Genomic DNA, 23,576 nt, shown 5'->3' on the forward strand with positions numbered 1-23,576 from the left:
GGCGCCGGGGCTTGATCCTTGGAGCGCGAGCAGCGCGGGGCCGAGCACGGCGCTGGCTACCCTGATGCGGTGACCGGTTCCTCAGAGCCCGACGAATCATCAGCCGAGCACCGGCCCGAGACCGCCGAGCCGGATGGCGAGACGGAAAAGCCCAAGAAAAAGGGCGGTGCGCTCCGAGAATTCGCGATCCTCATCTCGATCGCGCTCGTCATCTACTACGTCGTGCTCACGTTCGTCGCCCGGCCGTATCTGATTCCGTCGGAGTCGATGGAACCGACCCTGCACGGCTGCCCGGGCTGCACCGGCGACCGGATCATGGTCGACAAGCTGACCTACCGGTTCTCGTCACCCGAGCCCGGCGACGTCGTCGTGTTCAAGGGCCCGCCCAACTGGAACATCAACTACCGGTCGATCCGCTCGGACAACACCGCGATCCGATGGGTGCAGAACGCGCTCTCGGTCGTCGGTTTCGTCCCGCCCGACGAGAACGACCTCGTCAAGCGGATCATCGCGGTGGGCGGCCAGACTGTGGAATGCCGAGCGGCGACCGGGTTGACCGTCGACGGCAAGCGCCTCGACGAGCCGTACCTGGACCCCGAGACCATGCAGGCCGACCCGGCCATCTATCCATGCCTAGGGAATGAGTTCGGGCCGGTCGAAGTGCCTGAAGGCCGGTTGTGGGTGATGGGGGACAACCGCACCCACTCGGCTGATTCCCGCGCGCACTGCACCAACACCCCGGCCGACGCCCAGAAGGGTCTGCTGTGCACGGGCGACCCGACGGCGGGCACCGTCCCGGTGGACAATGTCATCGGAAAGGCGCGGTTCATCGCGTGGCCCCCCTCCCGTTGGGGTGGTGTGGGCAGCGAGAACCCGCAGACGTAAACGCCAGACGCACTAGGAGAGCTGTTCTTGCCGGCGACATGGCCTCCGCGCACTGTGATCCGGAAATCCTCGGGGCTGCGCACCCTGGAATCTGCGCTGTATCGCAGCGGCCTCGGGCCGGTGGCCGGCGTCGACGAGGTCGGCCGCGGTGCGTGTGCGGGCCCCCTTGTCGTCGCCGCCTGTGTCCTCGGCCCGAATCGGTTGGAGAGCCTCTCGGCGCTCGACGATTCGAAGAAGCTGAACGAAAAGGAGCGCGAGCGGCTTTTCCCCTTGATTCGGCGCTACGCCCTGGCTTACCACGTCGTGTTCATCCCCTCGCATGAGGTGGATCGCCGCGGCGTGCACGTGGCCAACATCGAGGGCATGCGCCGCGCGGTCGCGGGCCTGTCCGTGCGACCGGGCTATGTTCTGTCCGACGGTTTCCGCGTCCCCGGGCTGCCTGCGCCGTCGCTTCCGGTGGTCGGCGGCGATGCGGCGGCGGCGTGTATCGCGGCGGCCAGCGTGCTGGCCAAGGTCAGCCGGGACCGTCTGATGGTGAAGATGGAGACCGAACACCCTGGGTACGGCTTCGCCCTTCACAAGGGCTACAGCACGCCTGCGCACAGCGCAGCGCTGGCCGAGCTGGGGCCCTGTAGCCAGCACCGGCACTCGTTCATCAATGTCCGCCGGGTGGCCACGGCTGGCGGAATCAGAGTGGTGACCGAACTGGTTGACTCCCGCCACGTGGGTCCACCGGAGCAATGTGACGAAGCGGGGTAGGGGACAATGGGAGCCAACAAGGGGGCAGCGACCAAGATGAAGGACAGCTGAGCGATGAGTGCCGAAGATCTCGAGAAATATGAAACCGAGATGGAGCTCTCGCTCTACCGCGAATACAAGGACATCGTCGGCCAGTTCAGTTACGTGGTGGAGACCGAGCGGAGGTTCTACCTCGCCAACAGCGTCGAACTGGTTCCGCGCAACTCCGACGGAGAGGTCTATTTCGAGCTGCGGTTGGCCGACGCCTGGGTGTGGGACATGTACCGGCCCGCCCGCTTCGTCAAACAGGTCCGCGTGATCACCTTCAAAGACGTCAATATCGAAGAGGTCGAAAAGCCCGAATTGCGGCTCCCGGAATAGGCAGACCGCCTCGGTCGCGCCGCGTCTACCAACTGACGCTTGCGACAGTAAGTAGTCGCCCGAAATACCAACACGTTTCGCACCGAATCGCAGCCGCCGGACCTTCCAAGACTGCCCGTCTCTATTCTTCTAGAAATTGCCATTCGACATCGCAGCGCTCCGGCACACGGCACGATTGAGTCGCATCGCCGACGACGCGTTGTATCCGTCGACTCGACATTGCGCTAAATGGTGCCCGCGGTGGGCCTAATCATTGTTCCATGCAAGCCCGACGGTCGGCCTACCTGACAATCTGGTCACGTACGTCACGAGCGCGAGACAGATAACACCGAAGTGTCCCATTTCTGCCTGTTGAAGTGCAGTGAACTGTGTGTCATTCTTGTGCAGCAAACAATAGTTGTTTCTGCGACTATCTGAAAGAGGATCTGCGACTAAGAAAATCTGCTTGATAAAGGGGGCGATTGACCCAAAGATATGTTCCGGCGTAAAGTCCTGCACCGTCCTCGATCGCACACTGGGGGGAAAGCGGGCTTGTCATACCGATCGGCGGGGTGCGGTGCGGGGCACCTCGGGCATGAGCGCGGGAGCGATCGGTGAAGCGCTATCTGCTGCGCCCGCTCGTCGGATTGGCGTCGATCGCCGGACTCGTGGCGGTGTTCGCTTTGGCGGCGAGTCTATTTCGCGGCGACTTCGCCGATACCGTTCCGGTGACCGTGATCTCGCAGCGCGCCGGCCTAGTGATGAATCCCGATGCCAAGGTCGAAATCCGTGGCGTCCAGGTGGGACGGGTAGAGGCGATCGAAGCACTGCCCAGCGGTGAGGCGGCACTGCACCTGGCGATGGATCCTTCGCGGCTCGATGCGATTCCGGCCAACGCGCTCGTCGACATCGCGTCGCCAACGGTGTTCGGCGCCAAACAAGTCCAATTCGTCTTTCCCGAAGTCCCGTCACCCCAATCGCTGCGCGCCGGTCAGGTGATCGAGGCCCGGCACGTGATGGTCGAGGTGAACACCGTCTTCGAGCAGCTGACCTCGGTGCTGTCCACGATCGAACCGGCGAAACTGAATGCCACGCTCGGTGCGATCGCCCAAGCCGTATCCGGTCGTGGACACAAGTTCGGCAAGATGCTTTCCGACCTCGACTCCTACCTCGCGACGCTCGAGCCCAGCCTACCGGCGCTCAACCGCGATCTGGAACTGGCTCCCGGAATGCTTCGCGCATACGCAGACGCGTCAGGGGATCTCGTGTCGATCGCCGACAACGCGGCGACCATCAGCGATTCCATCGTCGACAAACAAGACGATCTCGATGCGGCGCTCGTCAGCGTGATCGGGCTCGCCGATGTCGGCAACGAGGTGATCGCGCAGAACCGTCAGGCGCTGACCGACGTCGTGCGGCTGTTGGTCCCGACCACTTCCCTCACCAACGAGTACAACCAGGCGTTGTGGTGTGCGCTGGCCGGCATAGTCGAGTCAGCGCATTTCCCACCATTGAAAGCGCCGGGCGTCGAGGTGCTGGCCGGCTTCCTGTGGGCGCAGGAGCGGTATCGCTATCCCCTGGATCTGCCCAAGGCAGGCGCCGAGGGCGGTCCACAGTGCACCGGGCTGCCGAAGCTGCCGTTCGAGACCGCCGCACCGTATGTGGTGGCAGACACCGGTACCAATCCGTGGCGACGCACCTATCCGGGCATTGTCCTCAATGCCGACATCATCAAGCAGATCATGTTCCCCGACACCGAAACCGCTGGGCCGCCCCGTAATACAGCACAGATCGGAATGCCCGGATGAGGCGTTCGCTGCGGCCGACCGTGGTCAAGTTCGGGCTTTTCGCGCTCGTGATGACGTTGCTTACCGCATCGCTGTTCTTCATCTTCGGTCAATACCAAACCGGCAGCACCAAGGATTACACGGCGGTGTTCGCCGACGCCTCCCGGCTGAAGACCGGAGAGTCCGTGCGGGTGGCCGGGATGCGGGTCGGCACGGTCAACGGCGTCAAGTTACGTCCCGACAAAACCGTGCTGGTCAGCTTCGACGCCGATCCGAATGTCCGCATGACCACGGGCACGCGAGCCGCGGTCCGGTACCTGAACCTGGTCGGCGACCGATACCTGGAGCTGATCGAGGGGCCCGACGGAACACCGATGCCACCCGACTCGCAGATCCCGGTGGAGCGGACCCAGGGCGCCCTTGATCTCGACCTCCTTCTCGGCGGCCTCAAACCCGTTATCCGGGGACTCAATCCGGAGGATGTGAACGCCTTGTCGGCGTCGCTGATCCAGATCTTCCAGGGGCAGGGCGGCACCCTGCAGTCGCTGCTGAACAACACCTCCGGATTCACCACAGCCCTTGCCGAGCACAACCAGACGATCCAGGCGCTGATCGACAATCTGCGAACCCTGCTTACGACCCTGAATCGCGAGGGGGACAAGTTCTCGGGCACGATCGACCGCCTGGAGAAGCTCGTCACGGAGCTTGCGGCTGAACGCGACCCGATCGGCACAGCGATCGAGTCGCTGAACAACGGCTCGGCGTCCTTGGCCGACCTCCTCAGCGATGCGCGCACGCCGCTGGCGGGCACCATCGATGAGCTTGCCCGATTGGCGCCCAACCTCGACTTCCAGAAGGACCGGATCGACACAAGCCTGCAGAAGGCTCCCGAGAACTACCGGAAACTGGTCCGCACCGGGTCGTACGGGAGCTTCTTCAACTACTACATCTGCGAACTCAAGTGGCGGGTAACAGACCTGCAGGGCCGCACCGCCGTCTTCCCCTGGCTCAAACAGGAAAACGGGAGGTGCGCCGAGCCCTGATGCTGAAATACCGTGGCAGACAACTCATCCGCGCCGGAATCCTCGGCGTGGTGCTGATCGTCCTCGTCATCGCCGTCGGACTCGCTCCGGAACGACTGGTGTCATGGGCGACCGCGGTGCGGTATCAGGCGCAGTTCACCGACGCCGGCGGGCTGGCGGCGGGCAACGACGTCACTATCTCGGGGATCAAGGTGGGGACCGTCTCCGGCGTTGCGCTCCAGGGGCGCAACGCGCTGGTGACGATGGTGGTCGACGGCTCGGTGTCGCTGGGGTCGGACACCACCGCACATATCCGGACCGGAACGCTGCTGGGCGAGCGGGTCGTGACCCTGGAATCGAAGGGCGAGGGGTCACTGCACCCGATGGACGTGATCCCTGTGTCGCGTACCGCATCCCCGTATTCGTTGACCGAAGCGGTCAGCGAGCTGACGAGCAACACCGCGGGCACCGACACTGCGTCGTTGAACCAGTCCTTGGATACGTTGGCCGCGACCCTGGACCAGGTGGCGCCGCAGCTGGGCCCGGCGTTCGACGGGCTGACCCGGCTGTCAAGGGCGATCAACGACCGTGACGAAACGCTGGGGGATTTGCTCGCAAACGGCGCCGATGTCACCGAGATCCTGTCGGACCGCAGCCAGCAGGTGAGCACGCTGATTCTGAACGCCAACGACCTGGTGTCGGTGTTGTCGGCGCGGCGATACGCCATCGTCGAACTACTCGCGCACACATCGGCGTTATCCAAGCAGCTGTCCGGCCTCATCGCCGACAACGAGAAACAGCTCGCCCCCACATTGGATAAGCTCAACGGCGTCACCGAGATCCTGGAGCGCAACCGCGACAACATCGCCAAAGCGCTTCCCGGGCTGGCGAAGTTCCAGATCACGTTGGGCGAGACGATCGGTAACGGTCCTTACTACCAGGCCTACATACCTAACATCTTCTTCGGTCAGATTTTCCAGCCGTTCTTCGATTATGCGTTCGGGTTCCGGCGCGGCGTCAACGCCGGCCAGCCGCCCGACAATGCCGGGCCGCGCGCAGAGCTTCCGTTCCCGTACAACGGAATTCCGATGCCCCATGAGCAATGGGGTCCCGGGCGGTGAACAACATCTGGGTGAAGCGTGCGCTTGCTATGGCGCTGGCGGTGGTGCTCGTCGGCGGCGCCGTGGTCCTGTTCCGGCAGACCGTGTTGCGGCCCACGACCATCACCGCCCACTTCACCACCGCGACCGCCATCTACCCCGGTGACGAGGTCCGTATCGCCGGCGTCAAGGTGGGCTCCATCGAATCGATCAAACCGGTCGGCACCCAGGCCGAGATGAGGTTGGTCGTCGACCACGGCATCAGGGTGCCCGCCGGCGCCAAGGCGGTTATCGTCGCGCAGAACCTGGTCTCGGCGCGGTACGTCCAACTGACACCGGCCTACGAGTCGGGACCGGTGATGGCCGACGGTGCCGTTATCCCGTTGGACCGCACGGCAGTTCCGGTCGAGTGGAACGAGGTCAAAGAGCAGTTGATGCGCCTGGCAACGGACCTCGGCCCCGCCGAGGGTATGTCGACTGGTTCGGTCGGCAGGTTCATCGACAGCGCGGCCGGCGCGCTCGGCGGCAACGGCGACAAACTGCGTCAAACGCTTGCGCAGCTTTCGGGTGTCGGTCGCATACTCGCCGACGGCAGCGGCAACATCGTCGACACCATCAACCACTTGCAGACGTTCGTCACCGCGCTGCGCGACAGCAACGAGCAGATCGTGCAGTTCCAGGACAGGTTCGCGACGTTGACCAGCGTCGTCGACGACAGCCGATCCGATCTCGACGCCGCGCTGAAGAACTTGTCCGACGTCGTGGGCGGGACGACCCGGTTCATCAGGGGCAGCCGAGACCAGACCGCCGAACAGATTCAGCGACTGGCCAACGTCACCCAGAACCTCGTCGACAATCGCATGGCATTGGAGAATGTACTGCATATCGCGCCGCACTCGATCGCCAACGCGGTCAACATGTTTGACCCGCGTACCGGCGCCGCCAGCGGTGTGTTCGTGCTCAACAACCTGTCGAATCCGGTGTGGGCCATCTGCGGCATGATCGGGGCGCTGCAGAACGTCACCTCGCCCACCACCGGCAAGCTGTGCGCGCAGTACCTCGGGCCCGGCTTGCGCACGGCGAGCATTAACAACGTCCCGTTCCCGTTCAGCCTGTTCCTGACGGCGAACCCGCCGCCGTACATGCTGCGGTATTCCGAACCGGAACTGATGCCTGGTGCGGGCGGGCCGCCCGACGATCAGCCCGAGCCCCCTCCCGCGGTGTCGGCGTACACGGGAATCGGCGACGTGCCGCCGCCTCCCGGATGGGGCGCGCCGCCCGCCCCGCCCGGTCTGCCGCCCGCGGCCCTCGCGCCGGCGTCACCGGGCCCGCCGACCGTGCAGGACATGCTGTTGCCCGCCGAGCGGCCGAGTGCTCAGGCGCCACCGGCGGCGGTGGCCCCGGTCCCACACGGTGGAGCCCCCTCATGACGGCTCGTCGGATGGTGGCGGTCGGCCTGAGCATCCTGCTGACGGTCACCGGTTGCTCATTCCAGGGGGTCAACTCGCTACCCCTGCCGGGCGCGGTGGGCCGAGGGCCGGATAGCAACGTCTACCACCTCGAACTTGCGAATATCGGGACCCTCGAGTCGAATTCGCCGGTGATGATCGACGATGTCGTGGTCGGCAGCGTCGGGAAGATGACGCTGCACGGCTGGCACATCGACCTGGAGGTCTCGGTCAAGCCCGAGGTCGTGGTGCCCGGCAACGCTGTGGCCACGGTGGGGCAGACCAGCCTCCTGGGATCGATGCACGTCGCGCTTGACCCACCGCCCGGCGACGAACCGCGCGGCAGGCTCAGTCCCGGCGCCACCATCGCTCTCGACAGGACGTCGACCTATCCGTCGACGGAACAGACGCTGTCGTCGTTGGCGGCGGTGGTCAACGGCGGGGGACTGGGCCAGATCGGCGACATCATCGCCAATTTCAATACCGCGCTGTCGGATCGTCAGGGAACGGTGCGCGATCTGATCACCCGGCTGGACAACTTCGTCGGGACCCTGTACCAACAGCGCGACAACATCATCGCGACCATCGACGAGTTGAACAGGTTCTCGCAGCGGTTGGGTGATGAACAACGGCTGCTCACCCGCGCGCTCGACAAGATTCCACCCGCGCTCGAGGTCCTGATCCGGGAACGGCCCAACTTCACCACCGCACTGAATCGGTTGGGGCAGTTCAGCGATACGGTTTCCGGTTTGATCAACGATACGCAAGCCGACCTCGTGACGAATCTCCAGAACTTGGAGCCGACCCTGCGCGCGCTCGCCGACGTGGGCGCAGAGATCGACACCGCGCTGGCTGCCTTGCCGACGTTCCCGTTGAGCCAGAACTTGATCGACCGCGGGGTGCGCGGTGATTACGTGAATCTCTTCGTCACGGTGGACTGGACGAACGCGCGGCTCAAGCGTGGATTGCTGCTCGGCACCGCGCTCGGGCAGAACCGTGCATCGTTGATTCCCGCTCCGGGTGACCCCGGATACGACGCGTACTACACCAAATTCCCATTGGGCGTAGGCACCTCGCCCCCCTTCGGCCCGATTCCCGATGCTGCGCCCGCACCGTGGGAACCGGGGGGTGGTGGCTGATGCTGCCGCGGATGGTGCGCATTCAGCTCGTGATCTTCTCGATCGCGTCGATCATCGGCGTGGTCGCAATGGTGTTCGCCTACATGCAGGTGCCCACCCTGCTGGGCATTGGGAAGATCACCGTCACAATGGAGTTGCCGTCCTCCGGTGGGCTCTACCGGTTCGCCAACGTCACCTATCGTGGGGTGCAGATCGGCAAGGTGACCGAGATGGACGTGTCCCGCACCCGGGCCACCGCGACGCTGCGGCTCGACACCTCGCCGAGAATCCCGTCCGATCTGCAGGCCGAAGTGCGCAGCGTGTCAGCCGTCGGCGAGCAGTACGTCGAGCTGCTTCCGCGCACCGAGTCGCCGCCATATCTGGAAGACGGATCAGTGATCGCCATGTCCGACACCACGATTCCGCAGCCGGTGAGCCCGATGCTCGAGCAGGTGAACACCCTGATCGCGAGCATCCCCAAGGGTCGCCTTAGCGAATTGATCGACGAATCGTACAAGGCGTTCAGCGGAGCCGGCTTCGACATGGGTTCGCTGGTGGACTCGGCGGCCACGGTTTCCGAAGCCCTGAACGAGGACCCGTCGCGCTCGGCGAGGTTGGCCGAAGACTCGGTGCCTCTGCTGGATTCGCAGGTCCGCTCGACCGACTCGTTGCGGGTGTGGGCGCGACGCCTCGCCGGGCTCACCGGTCAGGTCGTGGCCAATGACCCGCAGCTCCGCACTCTTCTGGACGAGGGCCCCACCGCCGCGGACGAGGTCGGTGCCCTGCTCGAACAGATCAAGCCGACACTGCCGGTGCTGCTGGCCAACATGACCACCATCGGTCAGGTTGCAGTCACCTACCGTCCCTCGCTGGAGCAGGTGCTCGTGCTGTTACCGCCGTTCGTGGCCAACGTGCAGTCGTCGGCTCCCCATAACAATCCCACGGGTATCGCCCTGGGTGATTTCCGCATTCAGATGGCCGACCCCAACCCGTGCACCGTCGGCTTCCTGCCGCCCTCGCAATGGCGGAGCCCGGACGATCAGACCACGGTCGACACGCCGGACGGGATTTATTGCAAGCTGCCGCAGGATTCGCCGATCATCGTGCGTGGTGCGCGCAATGCGCCGTGCATGGGGGTTCCCGGTAAGCGGGCGCCGACCGTCGAGCAGTGCTACAGCGACAAACCCTATAAACCGCTGGCGATGCGCCAGCACACTCTCGGTGCGTATCCGATCGATCCGAATCTCATCGCACAGGGCGTGCCGCCCGACGACCGGGTCAGGGCCGACGCGAACCTCTTCGCCCCGCTGGAGGGCACGCCGCTGCCGCAGGGCACGGTACCGCCGATCCCGCCTCCGCCGCTCGCACCCGGAGCGAAGATGCCGTCGCTGCCTCCAAACGCGATCCCGCCCCTTGTTTCGCAACCGGTGGACCAGCAGGGCGCCGATGCGCCCGCACCGCAGGCGGCGACCCCGCATGGGCCGCCGGCGCCTACGGGTCCGGTGCCGCCCACGGGCGCCGTACCGGCGGTGCCGAGTTCGGTCACCGGCACCGCCACCGAGGGGCCGTCCGTCGCCATTGCGCATTACGATCCGCAGACCGGCCAGTATGCGACACCGGACGGAAATGTCGGCCGCCAAAGCGATCTCGTCGAGAGTCCGAAGTCGTGGCAGGAGCTGATTTACGAGGGAGGCCAGCAGTGATACGTGCGTTGTCGATGGCGGCGGCGATCATCGCGACGATCCACTTCGCGCCTCATGCGCAGGCGCAGAATGAGGTCGCGATCAACGGCGTCTTCACCGCGTTCTCCGACGGCCGGTGGGCAACGACCAACGACTCGCGTCACGACGAGGCAAGCGTGACGCAGACGTGGACGATCACTTCTTCGTGCACCACGTATCAGGACTGCACCGGTCGGGTCGAGAGCGACCAGGGCTGGAGCGCGGATCTGGTGTACATGAGCGGCCGGTGGAAGGTGACCAGGACCGTGCCGGACTGGGAACCGTGCATCGACGGTACGGCCTACCCGGGCAAGCAGTCGTGGGTGTTCTGGCTGGGTTATCCGCAGGACCCCAACAAGTACGAGGGGTGGGACAAGACCGAGGGTCCCAGTGGCGCCTGCGGTTTCAACAAGGTGCTCGACATCGAGATGCCGTTCAGGCTGACCCGCGTGGGTTGAAGGCGTGCCGCGGGATCGTCAAGGGTAGCTCGACCGAGCTGAGCAGACCCGGTTGTGCGGCAATGACATAGGGCACCGCATTGACGACACGCATGGCCGTGGCGACCATTGCGCCCGCGCCGGAGGTCATGCTTTCGATGGCCGCGTCCTTGCGGTCGCGGACGGTGGCTGCCATCGTGCACTCGATGTCGGGCTGACCGGTGATCACGATCCGATAGCCGAGCGCATTCGGCAGCGTCGGCCACTGCGGAGCCACATCCGGAGCCAACCGGGTGACGTGTTCAATCACGATCGCCTCACAGCCGTCGACGATGCCGATGGCCTGCATCCGAAGGGCTCCGCACGTGCCCGCCTCGACGGTGCCCATCGCCACCTCCAGCGTCCGCTCGGTCACCGCGCGGTCGAACGTCTCGCGCACCTCTTGCACCTCGACGCCGAGCGCCTCGGCGACCATGCGGATCTGCCCCTGCCATTCGCCGGCGATGGCGCCGGGGAAGGAGATCCACGGCTGGTAGTCGAGTGGCCGCCCGAATCCCAAGGCGTCGCCCATGATGTCGGGTACGCCGTAATCGTCGTAGAGGCCGATCTCGTAGGCGTGAATCTTCTCGATCTGCGAGGACTGGGTGCTGAGCACAAGCGGTAGGTAATCGGCGACGAAGCCCGGCTCGATGCCTGAGGCGTACAGCGAGACCTGTCCCTCCTTGGCAGCCGCGGCCAGTTGATCACGCCACTCGGCTGGTTCGTAGGCATGCGGATTGACCAGGTGGGTGGTGCTCGTCGTCACCACGTTGATCCCGGCGTTGAGCAGCTTGACATAGTCGGGGATGGCGAGCGCGTCACGTTCGGGCCCGCTGGCCGAATAGACGACGCAGTCGGGCCGCAGCCCGACCAACGCATCGGCGTCGGTGGTGGTGGCCACCCCGATCGGCTGTCCGTTGGCGAGTTCGCCCGCGTCCATACCGTCCTTGTCGGGGGAGTGCACCCATACCCCGACGAGCTCCAGGTCGGGTCGCTGGGAAATCGCGCGAATCGCAATGGAACCGATTCCGCCGGTCGACCAGACCACCACGCGGTGTTTGCCTCCGGTCATCGATCCTCCTCGGAGAGCGCGACGGGGCGAGATCCATGTCTCGCGCAGGTCTGAGAATAGCATCCACTATTAACGGCAACCAGAACAAAAATTAGGTTAGAGTCGGTCGTCGTGGATCCTTCGGCCTTCTTGCGGCGCTGATGTTCACGCTTCGTTTCGACATGCGCGCACCCGCTGCCGGCGCGCCCGCAACCGACCTTTATGCGTGCGCTGTGCAGATGTGCGAATGGGCCGAGACGCGCGGAGCGGTCGTCGCCGTGCTCTCCGAACATCACGGCACCGAGGACGGGCATCTGCCGTCGCCGCACCTCTTGGCATCGGCGATCGCCGCGCGAACCACCCGGCTGGCGATCATGCTGGCCGCCGTGCCGATCACCTTCTGGGACACCGTCCGGCTGGCCGAGAACATCGCCGTACTCGACATCATCAGTCGCGGCCGCGTCTCCTATGCGTTCGGCATCGGGCACCGCGCCGAGGAGTACGAGCACTTCGGTGTGGACATGAGCCGGCGGGGCGCGGTCGCCGACGAGTCGCTGGCGCAGCTCTTGCGACTGTTGACCGGGGAGCCGATCGACATCGACGGCCGCCGCGTCCAGGTCACGCCGCCTCCGGCGACTCCCGGCGGGCCGTACCTGCTGACCGCCGGAGGCAGCAGGGCCGCCGCTCGGCGCGCCGCCCGGCACGGGCTGGGTTTCATCTCCCAGGTGGCTTCTGAGGAGCTGAAGCGGTTCTACGAGAACGAATGTCGTGACAACGGATTCGAGCCCGGACTCATGCAGTTCCCCCGCGAGGGGGCGCCCACGACCGTCTTCGTCGCCGACGATGTGGACGCGGCGTGGCAGGAGTTGGGGCCGTACTTGCTGCACGACGCGGTGGTGGCCGCCGCCTACCGGCACGGCGACGATTCGGTGGCCAGCATCTCGAGGGCGCAGAGCGTGGCCGAACTGCGGGAACCGGGCGGGCCGTACCGCATCTTCACACCCGAGGAGGCCGCCACGTATGCCGAAGACGGCACGCCGCTTCCGCTGCTTCCACTGTGCGGCGGTTTACCGCCCGCGCTGGCTTGGCCGTATCTCGAACGCGCCGCGATGGCAGCCGCATCAATCTGAACGACAGGAGAATCCGTGACAAGGCCGCTGAGGACCGTCGTCTGGTCGACAGGAGGCGTCGGATCGATCGCCATCGACGCGATCCGGGGCAGACCCGATCTCGAGCTGGTAGGTGTGTGGGTGCACTCCGAGGACAAGATCGGCAAGGACGCCGGAGAGCTCGCCGGCGGGGATCCGATCGGCGTCACGGCGACCAACGACGCGGATGCGTTGGTGGCGCTGCAACCGGACTGCGTGGTGTACGCCGCGAGCGGACCGGAACGCGACGCGGCGGCGGTGCCCGATTACCTAAAACTTCTCGAGGCCGGGATCAATGTCGTGTCGACGTCGTCGACCACCTTGATCTATCCCCCCGCCTATTACTCACCGGAGTGGCGCGACCAGATGGAACAGGCCGCGAACAAGGGCGGCGCGTCCTTCTACGCCTCTGGGATCTTTCCCGGCTTCGGCTCCGATCAGCTCGCGCTGGTGTTGGCCACGCAGTCGAAGCGGATCCGTTGCGTGACCGTCACCGAGGTCGCGCTCAACGACCACTACCCGGTGGCCGATGTGATGATGAACGGCATGGGCTTCGGACGCCCACTCGATTTCGAACCGCTGCTCAAGACGCCGGGATTCATCGAAATGGCCTGGCGAGCACCGATTCACCTGATCGCGGCCGGTCTTGGCGTCGAGGTCGAGGAGGTCCGCGGCAGCCTCGACCGCCGGATCACCGACAGAGACATCGAGGTGGCGTTCGGCACGATCGAGGCCGGCACGTGCGGTGCGGTGAGCACTCGGGCCGCGGGTGTGGTCAACGGTCGGGAAGCCATCGTCGTCCAGCACATCATCCGGATGGCACGCGACGTCGCGCCGGACTGGCCGTCCTCGGCGTTCGACGCCACGTATCGCGTCGACATCGACGGTGATCCCGACATCCACTGCGCGATGAACGTCGGCGCCGCCGAGGGCCACGGCGCGGGGCATGCTGCGATGGCCGCCACCGCGATGCGCGTGGTCAACGCGATTCCTTACGTGGTGGCGGCTCCCGCCGGTCTGCTGAGTACGCTGGACCTGCCGAACACGTTGCCCCGGAACGCGTTCGGGTGAGCAGCGGGAGTCAGCGATGTTCTCGATCCGATTCGACATGCGGGCACCGCGTTTCGGTGCGGCGACGACCGACCTGTATGCGGCGGCAATCGACATGTCGGCGTGGGCCGAGCAGCACGGATGCGTGGCGGCGGTGCTGTGCGAGCACCACGGATCGGAGGACGGATATCTTCCCGCACCCACGATGTTGGCATCGGCGATCGCGGCCCGCACTGAGCGGTTGGCGCTCAGCGTGGTGGTGATACTTCCGTTCTACGATCCGGTCCGGCTGGCCGAAGACGTGGCGGTGCTCGACATTCTCAGTAACGGCCGGGCTTCGTATGTATTCGGGCTGGGTTACCGCCCCGAGGAGTTCGAGCACTTCGGCATCGACCGGTCACGCCGGGGCGCGCTGGCCGACGAGAACCTCGACTTGCTGCGGGCGCTGCTGACCGGCCGGCCAACAGTGCACGACAATCGCCGCATCATGGTGTCACCGCCACCGTGCACTCGCGGCGGGCCCACCCTGATGTGGGGCGGTGCAAGCCTCGCTGCGGCGCGCCGCGCCGGCCGTTACGGTCTGGGGCTTCTGGCCAACGGCAGCGTTACCGGTATGCGGGACGCGTACGAAACCGCGTCACGCGAGCACGGGTACGAGCCAGGCGGTGTGCTTTTGCCCCCGCCCGACACGCCGACGGTCACGTTCGTCGCCGACGACGTCGATGAGGCGTGGGAAGAGATCGGCGAACACCTGTTTCACGACGCCCAGATGTATGCGCGGTGGAATCCGGACAACCACGCTTCGGCCGGCATCTCGGCGGCGCGCGATGTGGAGGAGTTGCGCCACCACTACAGTTCGCACCGGATCATCACCTCCGATGCGGCGAGCGAAATCATCCGCGGGGGAGGGTTTCTCAACCTTTCGCCGCTGTGCGGCGGTATTCCACCCGAGATCGCGTGGCCATATCTGAGGCGCGCCGCTGACGCGGCAGCGACCCCGACGACGACAGGAGAGAACAGCAGATGACCGATACCGATACCGTCGATCTGTACTACGACCCATTCGATTTCGACATCGACGACGACCCGTACCCGATCTGGAAGCGGATGCGCGACGAGGCGCCGCTCTATTACAACGACAAGTACAACTTCTACGCGTTGAGCCGCTACGACGATGTCGCCCAGGGGTTGCACGACTGGGACACCTATCGGTCGGGCAAGGGCACCACGATGGACGTCATCATGAGCGGTGTGGACGTGCCGCCCGGGGTGATCCTGTTCGAGGACCCTCCGCTTCACGACATTCACCGGCGGGTGCTGTCGAAGGTCTTCACACCGCGCCGAATGGAGGGCATCGAGTCTCTAGTGCGCCAGTTCTGCGTTCGTGCGCTCGACTCCTTATCGGGCGCCTCCCGTTTCGACGTGATCGGCGACTTCGGGGCGTTGATCCCGATGCGGACGATCGGTTACCTGCTGGGCATACCCGAGCAGGGTCAGCAACAGATCCGCGACAACACCGATGCGTCGATAGGGCTGAAGGAGGGCAGTTTTCAGGCAGTGTCGGCCGCGACGTTCGAGAACGCTTATCAGTTGTTCGCCGACTACATCGAATGGCGGGCAGAGCATCCGTCGGATGATCTCATGACTCAATTGCTCAACGCCGAAGTCGAGGACGACGGTCAACTCCGGCCACTGTCGCGCATCGAGGTGTTGACGTACACATCCATGATCGCTGGTGCCGGGAACGAGACAACCACCAGGCTGATCGGTTTCATCGCCCAGCTGCTCGCCGAGCATCCCGATCAGCGACGCGAACTGGTCGACGACTTCTCGCTGATACCGCGTGCGATCGAGGAGGTGTTGCGCTACCAGGCGCCGTCGCCGGTACAGGGCCGGTATGTCGCCCGCGACACCGTGGCGTACGGGAAGACGATCGCCGAGGGCTCGGTGATGTTGTTGCTCAACGGTTCTGCTAATCGGGACGAGCGACGCTATCCCGATGGAGAGAGTTTCGACATCCATCGCGGCGGGTCACACTTGTCGTTCGGGCAGGGGCTGCACTTCTGTCTCGGTTCGTCGTTGGCCAGGATGCAGGCCAGGGTCGCACTCGAGGAGATGCTGCGCCGGTGGCCCGAGTGGGAGGTCGACTACGAGGACGCCGCGATGGCCCACACCTCCAGCGTGCGAGGCTGGGGCAGGATGCCGATCATCGTCGGCTAGCGTCCTCGGCTGCCGAGCGCGTGGTGACGCCGCGCAGCAGGGTGTCGCGGACGTGGATCTGCGACGCGCGGGGGCCCAGGTCGTGAAGGAGGTTCTCCGGGATCCACGACACCCCGATGACGACGCGGGCCAGCGTCTCGTTCGACGGTGCGTCAATCGCGATCTCGCCGGCGCGAATCCCCGCGGTGAGCAGAGATTTCATTTGACGGACGCGTTTGGTGAACAGCCATGCGATGTTGGGGGTGTCCGGAGGAGACTGCCGCATCCATGCCAGCTGAATCCGGAACTCGTCGCCGAAGTGGGCGAGCGCGTTGGTGTGGATCCAGCTCAACGCATCGAGTTTCTCGACCGCCGACGCCTCGGACCGCAGCACGCTCGTCCACCCCACCTCGGCGACCTTCTCACCGAACGACTGCATGATCGAGGCCAGCAGTTCTTCTTTCGACCCGATCAAGCGGTACACCGTCCCGGTGCCGAGGCCGGCGGCCGATGCGATGTCGCGGATCGTGGTGACCTCGTACCCTTTTCGCCCGAATTCGGCTCGGGCGACTGCGCGCACGTGTGAGGCCTTGTCGTTGGGCGCGTTCTCTTCCTCCTCGATCCACGACTTCACCGCGTCATCGGCGGCGATGAACGCGGGGGAGCGATCAAGTTCGGCGTCACTGGGAGGGACGGTGGCCAGTCCTTCCAGCAGGATCCGGCACAGCGTGGCCGCAACCTTGTCGGCGCCTGCGCTGTGTCGGATGACGTCGAGTCCGATTTGGCGCATCGACTGGACGATCCGGTCGGCAAGGATGGGCAGGTCGACGTCCGGGCGTAGATAACCGCTCCACCGCGCGGCACGCAGCGTCTGCACCATCGCTTCGAGGATCTTCGCGGGGCGCTGTTGAGCCAGCGCGGCCAGTTCCGGATTCGAGGTCGGTGTCTCGTAGAACGTCATCTGTAGTGCGGCGCTGTGGGTCACCGCGCACTGGGCGACCGCGGCGCCCAACTCCACGATCCGATCGAACGCCGACAGCGGGGCGGGGTCGTCGAGCCGATTGAGGGCTTGATCGGCGATGCGATCGAGGTCCTCGTGGTAGCGCCGAAGCAACTCGACGAGGATTGCCTCCTTGGACTCGAAATGGTGATACAGGCTGCCGGGCAAGATGCCTGCGGCGTCGGCGATCTCTTGAAGTGACGTGCGCAGCCCGGACGTGGCGATCAACGACGCCGCCGTCTGCAAGATTTCGGTCCGCCGGGTGCCGTCGTCGTAGGAATGGCCCGCGTGCTTCGCGAGGTCGGCCTTCGGCGTCACACGACGCCCCACGACACCTCCAATGCCAGGCTCCCGTCCACCTGTTTGGTCGAACCGACCCAAAGTTTGGTTAACGTTACCAGAACTGGGTTACCGGGCAGTGTCGGTCGAGGGGAAAGCGCCGGCAGCGGGGCCGGGCAGTCACGAACTGGAGGGAAAGCGAACGGGGTTCAGCGGGCGCTCGTAGGAGATGTCACTTCGGTCGTGCGCGACGGTGAGGATGTCGGCGAGAAAGCCCATGGTCTCGTCGGTGATCAGCGTCGTTCCCTCGGTGTGCCATTCCACGACGCAGACCCGCGCGGCGATGGCCCAACGGCCGTCCCGGCGCTCGAGCCGGTCGATGTAGCGGCCGCCGTTGACGGTCAGATGGTTTGCCGGGGCGCGGTCGGTGCCGACGAACAGATAGTAGGTTTCGGCGTGCGCCCGGTCCCCCGTGATGTCCGCGGTGTGGTTCAGCAGGTAGTGCTGGTAGCGGGGTTGCGTCTCGTGGTACGCGAATGCCCAGTCAATGAATTCGTCGACGGGGCCGACGAAACCGATGTGCTCGTCGACCGCACCGTCGTGGTAGGCCGAACGCACCAGTTCGCGGTCGCGTCGATCCATCCCGCGGGCGTACCGCTGCATGCAGTCGAAGATGTCCGCGCGGTCGCTCAACGCCTGCAACCTCTCGTTCACAGCGATGTCCCCTCCCACGTGTCCACGGCGACCACCTCGGCTATCGGTCGACGTTCCGCCGGACGGAATCTGACGCCGGGCCGCAGCCGGCCGACCGGCAGAAGGCAGCCCTGGACGTAACTTTCCGGGATGCCGAGCAGATCGCGGACCGTTGCCTCGTAGGTCAGATGCAACGTCGTCACGCAGGTTCCGTAGCCACGCGTGTGAAGCGCGAGCGCGAAGTTCCAGACGGCGGGGAAGATCGAACCGTACAGCGTCGCCTGGTAGAACGACTCGTCACCGTCGACGCGCGGCAGATACGGTTCGTAGCAGGGGATTACGAGAAGTGGGACTTTCGCCATGTTCTCGACCAGCCACTCGGTCGAGGACATGATCTTCTTGCCGGGTGTTTCGGGTGGCAACAGGTCGGCGATCAGTTGCCCACCGACCCTCTGCAGATAGGCGTCGCGGTAGAGCTCGGCGAGCTGCGCGCGGATTTCCTCGTCGAAAACGGCTACCCAGCGCCAGCTCTGTTGGTTCGAGCCGTTGGCGGCGTGCATCCCGATCCGCAGGCACTCTGCGACGTCGCGACGATCGACAGCTGTATCGAGGTCAAGCGATTTTCGTGCCGATCGGGTTGTCGTCAGGAGCTGGTCGATGTCCATGGCGCTCCTTGTGCTCGGTCTCCGCGGAGACGATAATGCGGAACAGATTTTTGGTCAATGATGGTGAGGCCGGTCGAGAATGATGTTCAGCCGGTGACCCCGAGGCGCCGCGTCACCGCGAACACCTCGTCGTAGATCGATCCCGGAACGGTGAACGGATCGGTGGCCGCGACCGCCTCGAGGTGGCCGGCGATGTCCTCGGCCGTCGGGTCGCCGTCCCGTGGTGCCAGCCAGCCCTCGCTCAGCCCGATGAAGACCCTGGCGAACCGGCCCGCGCATGCGGAGAAGTTCTGATGGTTGACATCGCACGCCCGGCTGGCCAGGTACACCACCAGTGGAGCGACGAGCTCGGGACGGATGGCGGCGAAGAAACCGTTGTCCTCGAGGGCTTTCGGGTCGCCCAGCGTTTCGGTGACCATCCGGGAGATCCCGAAGGGCAGCACGGTGTTGGCGCGGATGCCGTGCGGTTCACCCTCAAGCGCGATGACATTGGTCAGGCCGACGATGCCGGCCTTGGCCGCCGCGTAATGCGCCTCCAGGTGCTGACCGAACATGCCCGCCGACGACGCGATGAATACGAACCGCCCGTAGCCCTGCTTCTTCATCACCCGGTAGGCGGGCTGCGACAGGTAGAACGCGCCGTCGAGATGAACCGAAAGCATGCGTCGCCACTCGACGGGAGTCAGTTCGTCGAACGCGATGGAGTTGAAGATGCCCGCATTGCTGATCACCGCGTCGAGCCGGCCGAACTCGTCGAGGGCGGTTCGTACGATGGCCTCACCGCCAGCCGGGCTGTCGACCGAGTCATAGGACGCTACGGCCGTGCCGCCGGACGCGGTGATCTCGTCGACCACCTGATCGGCGACCGCCGTGTCCAGGCCGCCTCCATGCATGGTTGCGCCGATGTCATTGACGACGATCGATGCTCCGCGCCTTGCCAACTCGAGCGCATACACACGGCCGAGCCCGCGGCCCGCCCCGGTGACCACGGCGACCTGGTCGGCGAAATCGATCATCGTTCCTCCGGCGATTGACGGCGGTCCGGCCGGACTCTACGTTGGAACAGATATTTGGTCAACGAGAAAGGGCGCGCTCGATGACGAGCGAGGACGCCGACGATCCCAAGCGCTTGGCGCTGCTGGCCTCGGCCCTGGCCGGCCGCACGATAGCGGTCGCGCCTGCCACTCCCGGCGAACCGGCATGGACCGACGGCGTCACGCTGTTCGTCGACCCATCCGCCGGCGCGCACCGCCAACTCGAGGCGGTCACGGTGCAGGCCTCGCTGCTGGCCAGTGGAGGCCTGGAAGCGGACGTGGTGCGCAAACTCGTTAGGCGGCCGGCCCTGGCGCGCCGGTACCTCGCGGTCGAGGGTCAGCGGGCGTTGTCGGTCAACGACGACCTGCTGCCGACGGGTGTCCGCCGCCTTCTCGACTGTGACCTTGCTGCCCGCGCGGATTCCGCGGTCGGTTCCTTGAAGGTGGCGGGGCAAAGCCGTGACATCGCCGATCCGCCCGCGGGCTTCGGCGTCATCAGGGCGCAGAAGCTGTTGGCCAACCGCGCCTCCGCCGCGCAGGTGGAATCGGCCGGCGGGCACGCCCCTCGGCGCGAGGCGAACAAGGAACTGGCAGACCTCGACGACGACGATGACGGCCTGGACGACGGCGAAGACGTGATGGATCCCTTCACGAGTCCCGTTGGTGGGGGCGGTGTGCTCGGCAAGCTTTTGAAACGAATGACAAAGAGTGTCCGCAAACTCTCCGGTGCGGGCACGCCGGGCGCGGATACGCCAACCCATCGCTCCCGCAGGGGATTTCGTGGCGCAGGCGCGGTGACCTCGAGTGCGGCCGGTGCGGTGGACGCTGACGGCTGGGAAGCCTCCACAACCGGGGGGCGCACGTACCACGAGTGGGACTTCCAGCGACGCGGCTACCGTCCCGACTGGTGCACCGTGATCGAGATCGACGCACCGATCGAGAAGGGGGAAGCGTTGGTTCGCCCGGATGTCCACGCCTTGCGGCGCCCCCTCACCCGCCTGGGCATCGGGCTGGACCGGTGTCACCGGCAGGTCCAGGGCGACGATATCGACGTCGATGCCGCGGTCGAGGCACGCGTGGAAACGCTGGCGGGTTCGACGCCCGACGAGGCCGTCTACCTCGACAATCTGCGAAGGCGTCGCGATTTGGCCGTACTCGTCCTGCTCGACGTCTCCGGTTCGGCAGGCGAATCGGGCACTTACGGCCAGACCGTGCACGAGCAGCAGCGGACGGCCGCGGCGGCGCTGACCGTTGCCCTCCATGAACTCGGGGACCGCGTCGCGCTATACGCGTTTCAGTCACAGGGTCGCTCGGCGGTTCATCTCGTGCCAGTCAAGCGCTTCGACGATCACCTCGACGCGATGGTCATGCGGCGCCTGGGCAGCCTCACCCCGGGCGCCTACTCACGACTGGGGGCGGCCATTCGGCACGGTACGGCGGTGATGACGGAGAAGGCGGGCACGTCACGTCGCCTGCTGGTCGTGCTGTCCGACGGCTTGGCCTACGACCACGGCTACGAACGGCGCTACGGTGCGGCCGACGTACGCCGGGCGTTGGGGGAGGCCCGACGAGAAGGTATCGGCTGCTTGTGCTTGACGATCGGCGCCGCCACCGACTCGGGGGAGCTGGCCATGGTGTTCGGCAGCGCTGCGCACGCGTCGATACCCAAGCCCACGCAGCTGGCCGACGTGATCGGCCCGTTGTTCCGCTCGGCGCTGCGCACCGCGGACCTGCGTCGGCGGCTGTCGACTGCGCCTACACCTTGAACCAAACATCTGTTCCGCGCTAGGGTCCTTATGCGAGCTCGAACCGAAGGGAAGCCATGCAGGTGAAGCCACCGCGGCCCTACTACGTGCCCGTCGCGAACGAGGAACAGGTCTTCAAGGCCGCATACAAGCAGGGGCTTTCCATCGCACTGAAGGGTCCGACGGGCTGTGGCAAGACGCGGTTCGTCGAGGCGATGGCCCATGACCTGGATCGTCCGCTGATCACCGTCGCCTGCCATGACGACCTGACCACCGCCGACCTCGTCGGCCGGTTTCTGCTGCGCGGCGGTGAAACCGAGTGGGTCGACGGGCCCCTGACCCGTGCGGTCCGCGACGGCGCTATCTGCTATCTCGACGAGGTCGTGGAAGCCCGCCAGGACACCACCGTCGTGCTGCATCCGCTGGCCGACCACCGCAGACAACTTCCGATCGAACGGCTCGGGGTCACGCTGGAAGCGGCGCCCGGGTTCTGTCTGGTCGTCTCCTACAACCCGGGCTACCAGAGCGTGCTCAAGGATCTCAAGGACTCCACAAGGCAGCGGATGGTTGCGATCGAATTCGGTTTTCCCGCAGCCGACGTCGAGGAGAAGATCGTCGCCAGCGAAGCGGGCATCGCTCACGACCGCGCCGCGGACCTGGTCCGGCTGGGCCATGCGATCCGGCGGTTGGAGACGGGGGGACTGCGCGAAGTCGCTTCGACGCGGGTACTGATCGCCGCAGGGCGGCTGATCGGCGAAGGTTTGACCCCGCGGGACGCCGCACGGGCCGCGATCGCGGGCCCGCTGACCGACGACGCGACCGTCACCCGCGGCCTGCTCGAGATGATCGACGCGTACTTGGTCGACCAGGCGCCGGATGATTGACCCCGATCATGACCCTCGCTACTGTCTGAACAAATATTAGGTTTCTACGACGGAGGTGGCATGTCCTACGAGAGCACCGCGGAACCGATCAAGTTCGGGTACCTCATGGACTTCAAGCTGCCCGACCTGTACCCGCAGGAGATGAAGGAAGATCTGTCCAATCCCTTCGAGCTGATCTTCGCCGAGGCGGTTGAGAATGGCGTGATCGATCGGCCCATCGAAATCATCTACAAGGAGGTCGAGGGGCTGCCGAAAGGTTCGGTCAAGGCGGTGATCGACGCCTACGGCGAACTCGTCGACGAGGGGTGCCTCGCGGTGTTCGGCCCGCACATCACCGACAACTGCGTGCCGACCCGCGAGGCCATCGAGGAGCGGTTCCGGGTGCCCGCGCTCAGCGTCACCGGCAGCGACGCATGGCTGGGGGAGTGGACGTTCGCGTTTCCGCAGGGGTCTTTGACCGACGAGCCGATCTTCTGGGCGGACCTTCTGGCCAAGGGTGGACACCACGAGGTCGGCGTCCTCATGGAGCAGTCACTGGTCGGCGAGACGTACGTGAAGAACTTCCGGAACGCATGCCGGCGCAAGGGGATCCGGATCGTCGCCGAAGCCGCGATCGCGCAGACGGCCCAAGACGTCTCGGAAGCGGTGCGCACACTGCACGAAGCCAAGGCGCAGGCCGTGGTGCATGCCGGTTTCGGGTTCGGCATCGTGTTCGTCAACCCGGCACTGGAAGAACTCGGTTGGGATCCACCGCGGTTCACCAGCACGGCATTCCAGAACGCGTGGATCAACCCGATCATGTGGAACGCGTTCATGGGGTGGACTGGCGTGGACCAGTACGACGAGGGCAACCCTGTTGGTCAGCGGTTCCTCGACAAGTACCAGGAGAAGTTCGGCCGCAGGCCGGAATACTGTGTGCCCGTGGTGAACTGCGACGTCGCCACGGCGTTGCTGCGCGCGTGCAGCGATGCGCATCCACTCAGTCCGCGCGGCGTCAAGGAGGCCTTGGAACGCGTCAAGATGATGCCCGCCGCCGCGGGGGCACCGGGAACCCGTGTCTCGTTCGGCAACTGGACGCGCCGGGCGTGGATGGGCGCCGGGTATCTCGTCGCTCGAAGGCTGGACGCCGACGGCGTCAACTCTCATCTCGTCGACCGCTTTGGTGAGGAGTGA

At 65.5% G+C, this 23,576-nt stretch carries 22 protein-coding genes; 17 read left to right on the top strand and 5 right to left on the bottom strand.

Going from position 1 to position 23,576, the window contains the following annotated elements; all coding sequences use genetic code 11:
* Positions 1 to 69: 69 nt before the first annotated feature.
* The 10 genes from lepB to CEX87_RS00600 all read left to right on the top strand — a co-directional run bounded on the left by lepB (position 70) and on the right by CEX87_RS00600 (position 10,637).
* Positions 70 to 885 carry a signal peptidase I gene (gene lepB / locus CEX87_RS00555; RefSeq protein ID WP_064398871.1) on the top strand — a complete coding sequence of 272 codons (816 nt, stop codon included), beginning with the start codon at positions 70 to 72 and terminating at the stop codon, positions 883 to 885.
* A gap of 27 nt (positions 886 to 912) precedes the next feature.
* Positions 913 to 1,644: a ribonuclease HII gene (locus CEX87_RS00560; RefSeq protein WP_064398668.1), complete on the top strand. Its 732-nt coding sequence runs from the start codon at positions 913 to 915 to the stop codon at positions 1,642 to 1,644.
* Between the two features lie 54 nt (positions 1,645 to 1,698).
* The gene (locus tag CEX87_RS00565; RefSeq protein ID WP_064398671.1) at positions 1,699 to 2,004 is read left to right on the top strand and encodes a DUF2469 domain-containing protein; all 306 of its coding nucleotides are present in this window, start codon (positions 1,699 to 1,701) and stop codon (positions 2,002 to 2,004) included.
* Positions 2,005 to 2,597: 593 nt separating this feature from the next.
* On the top strand, positions 2,598 to 3,791 hold the full coding sequence (locus CEX87_RS00570; RefSeq protein ID WP_318254978.1) for an MCE family protein: 1,194 nt from the start codon (positions 2,598 to 2,600) through the stop codon (positions 3,789 to 3,791).
* A complete protein-coding gene (locus tag CEX87_RS00575; protein WP_064426102.1) occupies positions 3,788 to 4,813 on the top strand; it encodes an MCE family protein in 1,026 nt (341 codons plus the stop codon). The genes CEX87_RS00570 and CEX87_RS00575 overlap by 4 nt, the downstream gene beginning before the upstream one ends.
* Positions 4,813 to 5,913, top strand: a complete 1,101-nt coding sequence (locus CEX87_RS00580; RefSeq protein ID WP_064426156.1) for an MCE family protein — start codon at positions 4,813 to 4,815, stop codon at positions 5,911 to 5,913. The genes CEX87_RS00575 and CEX87_RS00580 overlap by 1 nt, the downstream gene beginning before the upstream one ends.
* Positions 5,895 to 7,322, top strand: a complete 1,428-nt coding sequence (locus tag CEX87_RS00585) for an MCE family protein (RefSeq protein WP_094285585.1) — start codon at positions 5,895 to 5,897, stop codon at positions 7,320 to 7,322. Before CEX87_RS00580 ends, CEX87_RS00585 begins: the two co-directional genes overlap by 19 nt.
* Entirely contained in the window at positions 7,319 to 8,479 is a 1,161-nt protein-coding gene (locus CEX87_RS00590; protein ID WP_066809337.1) for an MCE family protein, read from the top strand. The genes CEX87_RS00585 and CEX87_RS00590 overlap by 4 nt, the downstream gene beginning before the upstream one ends.
* Positions 8,479 to 10,161 (top strand): MCE family protein, encoded by a 1,683-nt coding sequence (locus CEX87_RS00595; RefSeq protein ID WP_094285794.1) that lies wholly within the window; start codon positions 8,479 to 8,481, stop codon positions 10,159 to 10,161. Before CEX87_RS00590 ends, CEX87_RS00595 begins: the two co-directional genes overlap by 1 nt.
* A 14-nt stretch (positions 10,162 to 10,175) precedes the next feature.
* Positions 10,176 to 10,637: an Rv2253/PknI dimerization domain-containing protein gene (locus tag CEX87_RS00600; RefSeq protein WP_064417140.1), complete on the top strand. Its 462-nt coding sequence runs from the start codon at positions 10,176 to 10,178 to the stop codon at positions 10,635 to 10,637.
* On the opposite strand, the gene CEX87_RS00605 is transcribed toward CEX87_RS00600, so the two are convergent.
* Positions 10,615 to 11,727 carry an NAD(P)H-dependent amine dehydrogenase family protein gene (locus CEX87_RS00605; protein ID WP_066811984.1) on the bottom strand — a complete coding sequence of 371 codons (1,113 nt, stop codon included), beginning with the start codon at positions 11,725 to 11,727 and terminating at the stop codon, positions 10,615 to 10,617. The two genes, CEX87_RS00600 and CEX87_RS00605, sit on opposite strands and share 23 nt — an antisense overlap.
* A 140-nt stretch (positions 11,728 to 11,867) precedes the next feature.
* On the opposite strand from CEX87_RS00605, the gene CEX87_RS00610 reads away from it, so the two are divergent.
* The 4 genes from CEX87_RS00610 to CEX87_RS00625 are packed head-to-tail and all read left to right on the top strand — an operon-like array spanning position 11,868 to position 16,124.
* Positions 11,868 to 12,836, top strand: coding sequence for an LLM class flavin-dependent oxidoreductase (locus tag CEX87_RS00610; protein WP_094285587.1), 969 nt, complete (start codon positions 11,868 to 11,870; stop codon positions 12,834 to 12,836).
* A gap of 15 nt (positions 12,837 to 12,851) precedes the next feature.
* Positions 12,852 to 13,925: an NAD(P)H-dependent amine dehydrogenase family protein gene (locus tag CEX87_RS00615; protein ID WP_094285589.1), complete on the top strand. Its 1,074-nt coding sequence runs from the start codon at positions 12,852 to 12,854 to the stop codon at positions 13,923 to 13,925.
* Positions 13,926 to 13,941: 16 nt separating this feature from the next.
* Entirely contained in the window at positions 13,942 to 14,931 is a 990-nt protein-coding gene (locus CEX87_RS00620) for an LLM class flavin-dependent oxidoreductase (RefSeq protein ID WP_094285591.1), read from the top strand.
* Entirely contained in the window at positions 14,928 to 16,124 is a 1,197-nt protein-coding gene (locus tag CEX87_RS00625; RefSeq protein ID WP_094285593.1) for a cytochrome P450, read from the top strand. Before CEX87_RS00620 ends, CEX87_RS00625 begins: the two co-directional genes overlap by 4 nt.
* On the opposite strand, the gene CEX87_RS00630 is transcribed toward CEX87_RS00625, so the two are convergent.
* The 4 genes from CEX87_RS00630 to CEX87_RS00645 all read right to left on the bottom strand — a co-directional run bounded on the left by CEX87_RS00630 (position 16,111) and on the right by CEX87_RS00645 (position 19,756).
* Positions 16,111 to 17,433, bottom strand: coding sequence for a TetR/AcrR family transcriptional regulator (locus CEX87_RS00630; RefSeq protein ID WP_064398685.1), 1,323 nt, complete (start codon positions 17,431 to 17,433; stop codon positions 16,111 to 16,113). The genes CEX87_RS00625 and CEX87_RS00630 overlap by 14 nt on opposite strands.
* Before the next feature lie 129 nt (positions 17,434 to 17,562).
* Positions 17,563 to 18,096 carry a nuclear transport factor 2 family protein gene (locus CEX87_RS00635; RefSeq protein WP_066809334.1) on the bottom strand — a complete coding sequence of 178 codons (534 nt, stop codon included), beginning with the start codon at positions 18,094 to 18,096 and terminating at the stop codon, positions 17,563 to 17,565.
* On the bottom strand, positions 18,093 to 18,740 hold the full coding sequence (locus tag CEX87_RS00640; RefSeq protein ID WP_064398688.1) for a nitroreductase family protein: 648 nt from the start codon (positions 18,738 to 18,740) through the stop codon (positions 18,093 to 18,095). The genes CEX87_RS00635 and CEX87_RS00640 overlap by 4 nt, the downstream gene beginning before the upstream one ends.
* 86 nt (positions 18,741 to 18,826) lie before the next feature.
* Positions 18,827 to 19,756: an SDR family NAD(P)-dependent oxidoreductase gene (locus CEX87_RS00645; RefSeq protein WP_064398690.1), complete on the bottom strand. Its 930-nt coding sequence runs from the start codon at positions 19,754 to 19,756 to the stop codon at positions 18,827 to 18,829.
* Between the two features lie 80 nt (positions 19,757 to 19,836).
* On the opposite strand from CEX87_RS00645, the gene CEX87_RS00650 reads away from it, so the two are divergent.
* Genes CEX87_RS00650 through CEX87_RS00660 form a run of 3 tightly spaced genes read left to right on the top strand, consistent with a single transcriptional unit; the run spans position 19,837 to position 23,576 of the window.
* Positions 19,837 to 21,540, top strand: coding sequence for a nitric oxide reductase activation protein NorD (locus CEX87_RS00650; protein WP_094285595.1), 1,704 nt, complete (start codon positions 19,837 to 19,839; stop codon positions 21,538 to 21,540).
* Between the two features lie 56 nt (positions 21,541 to 21,596).
* Positions 21,597 to 22,403: a CbbQ/NirQ/NorQ/GpvN family protein gene (locus tag CEX87_RS00655; protein ID WP_094285597.1), complete on the top strand. Its 807-nt coding sequence runs from the start codon at positions 21,597 to 21,599 to the stop codon at positions 22,401 to 22,403.
* A 60-nt stretch (positions 22,404 to 22,463) separates the two neighbouring features.
* On the top strand, positions 22,464 to 23,576 hold the full coding sequence (locus CEX87_RS00660; protein WP_064398696.1) for an ABC transporter substrate-binding protein: 1,113 nt from the start codon (positions 22,464 to 22,466) through the stop codon (positions 23,574 to 23,576).

The organism is Mycobacterium lehmannii (assembly GCF_002245535.1).
Lineage (GTDB): Bacteria > Actinomycetota > Actinomycetes > Mycobacteriales > Mycobacteriaceae > Mycobacterium > Mycobacterium lehmannii.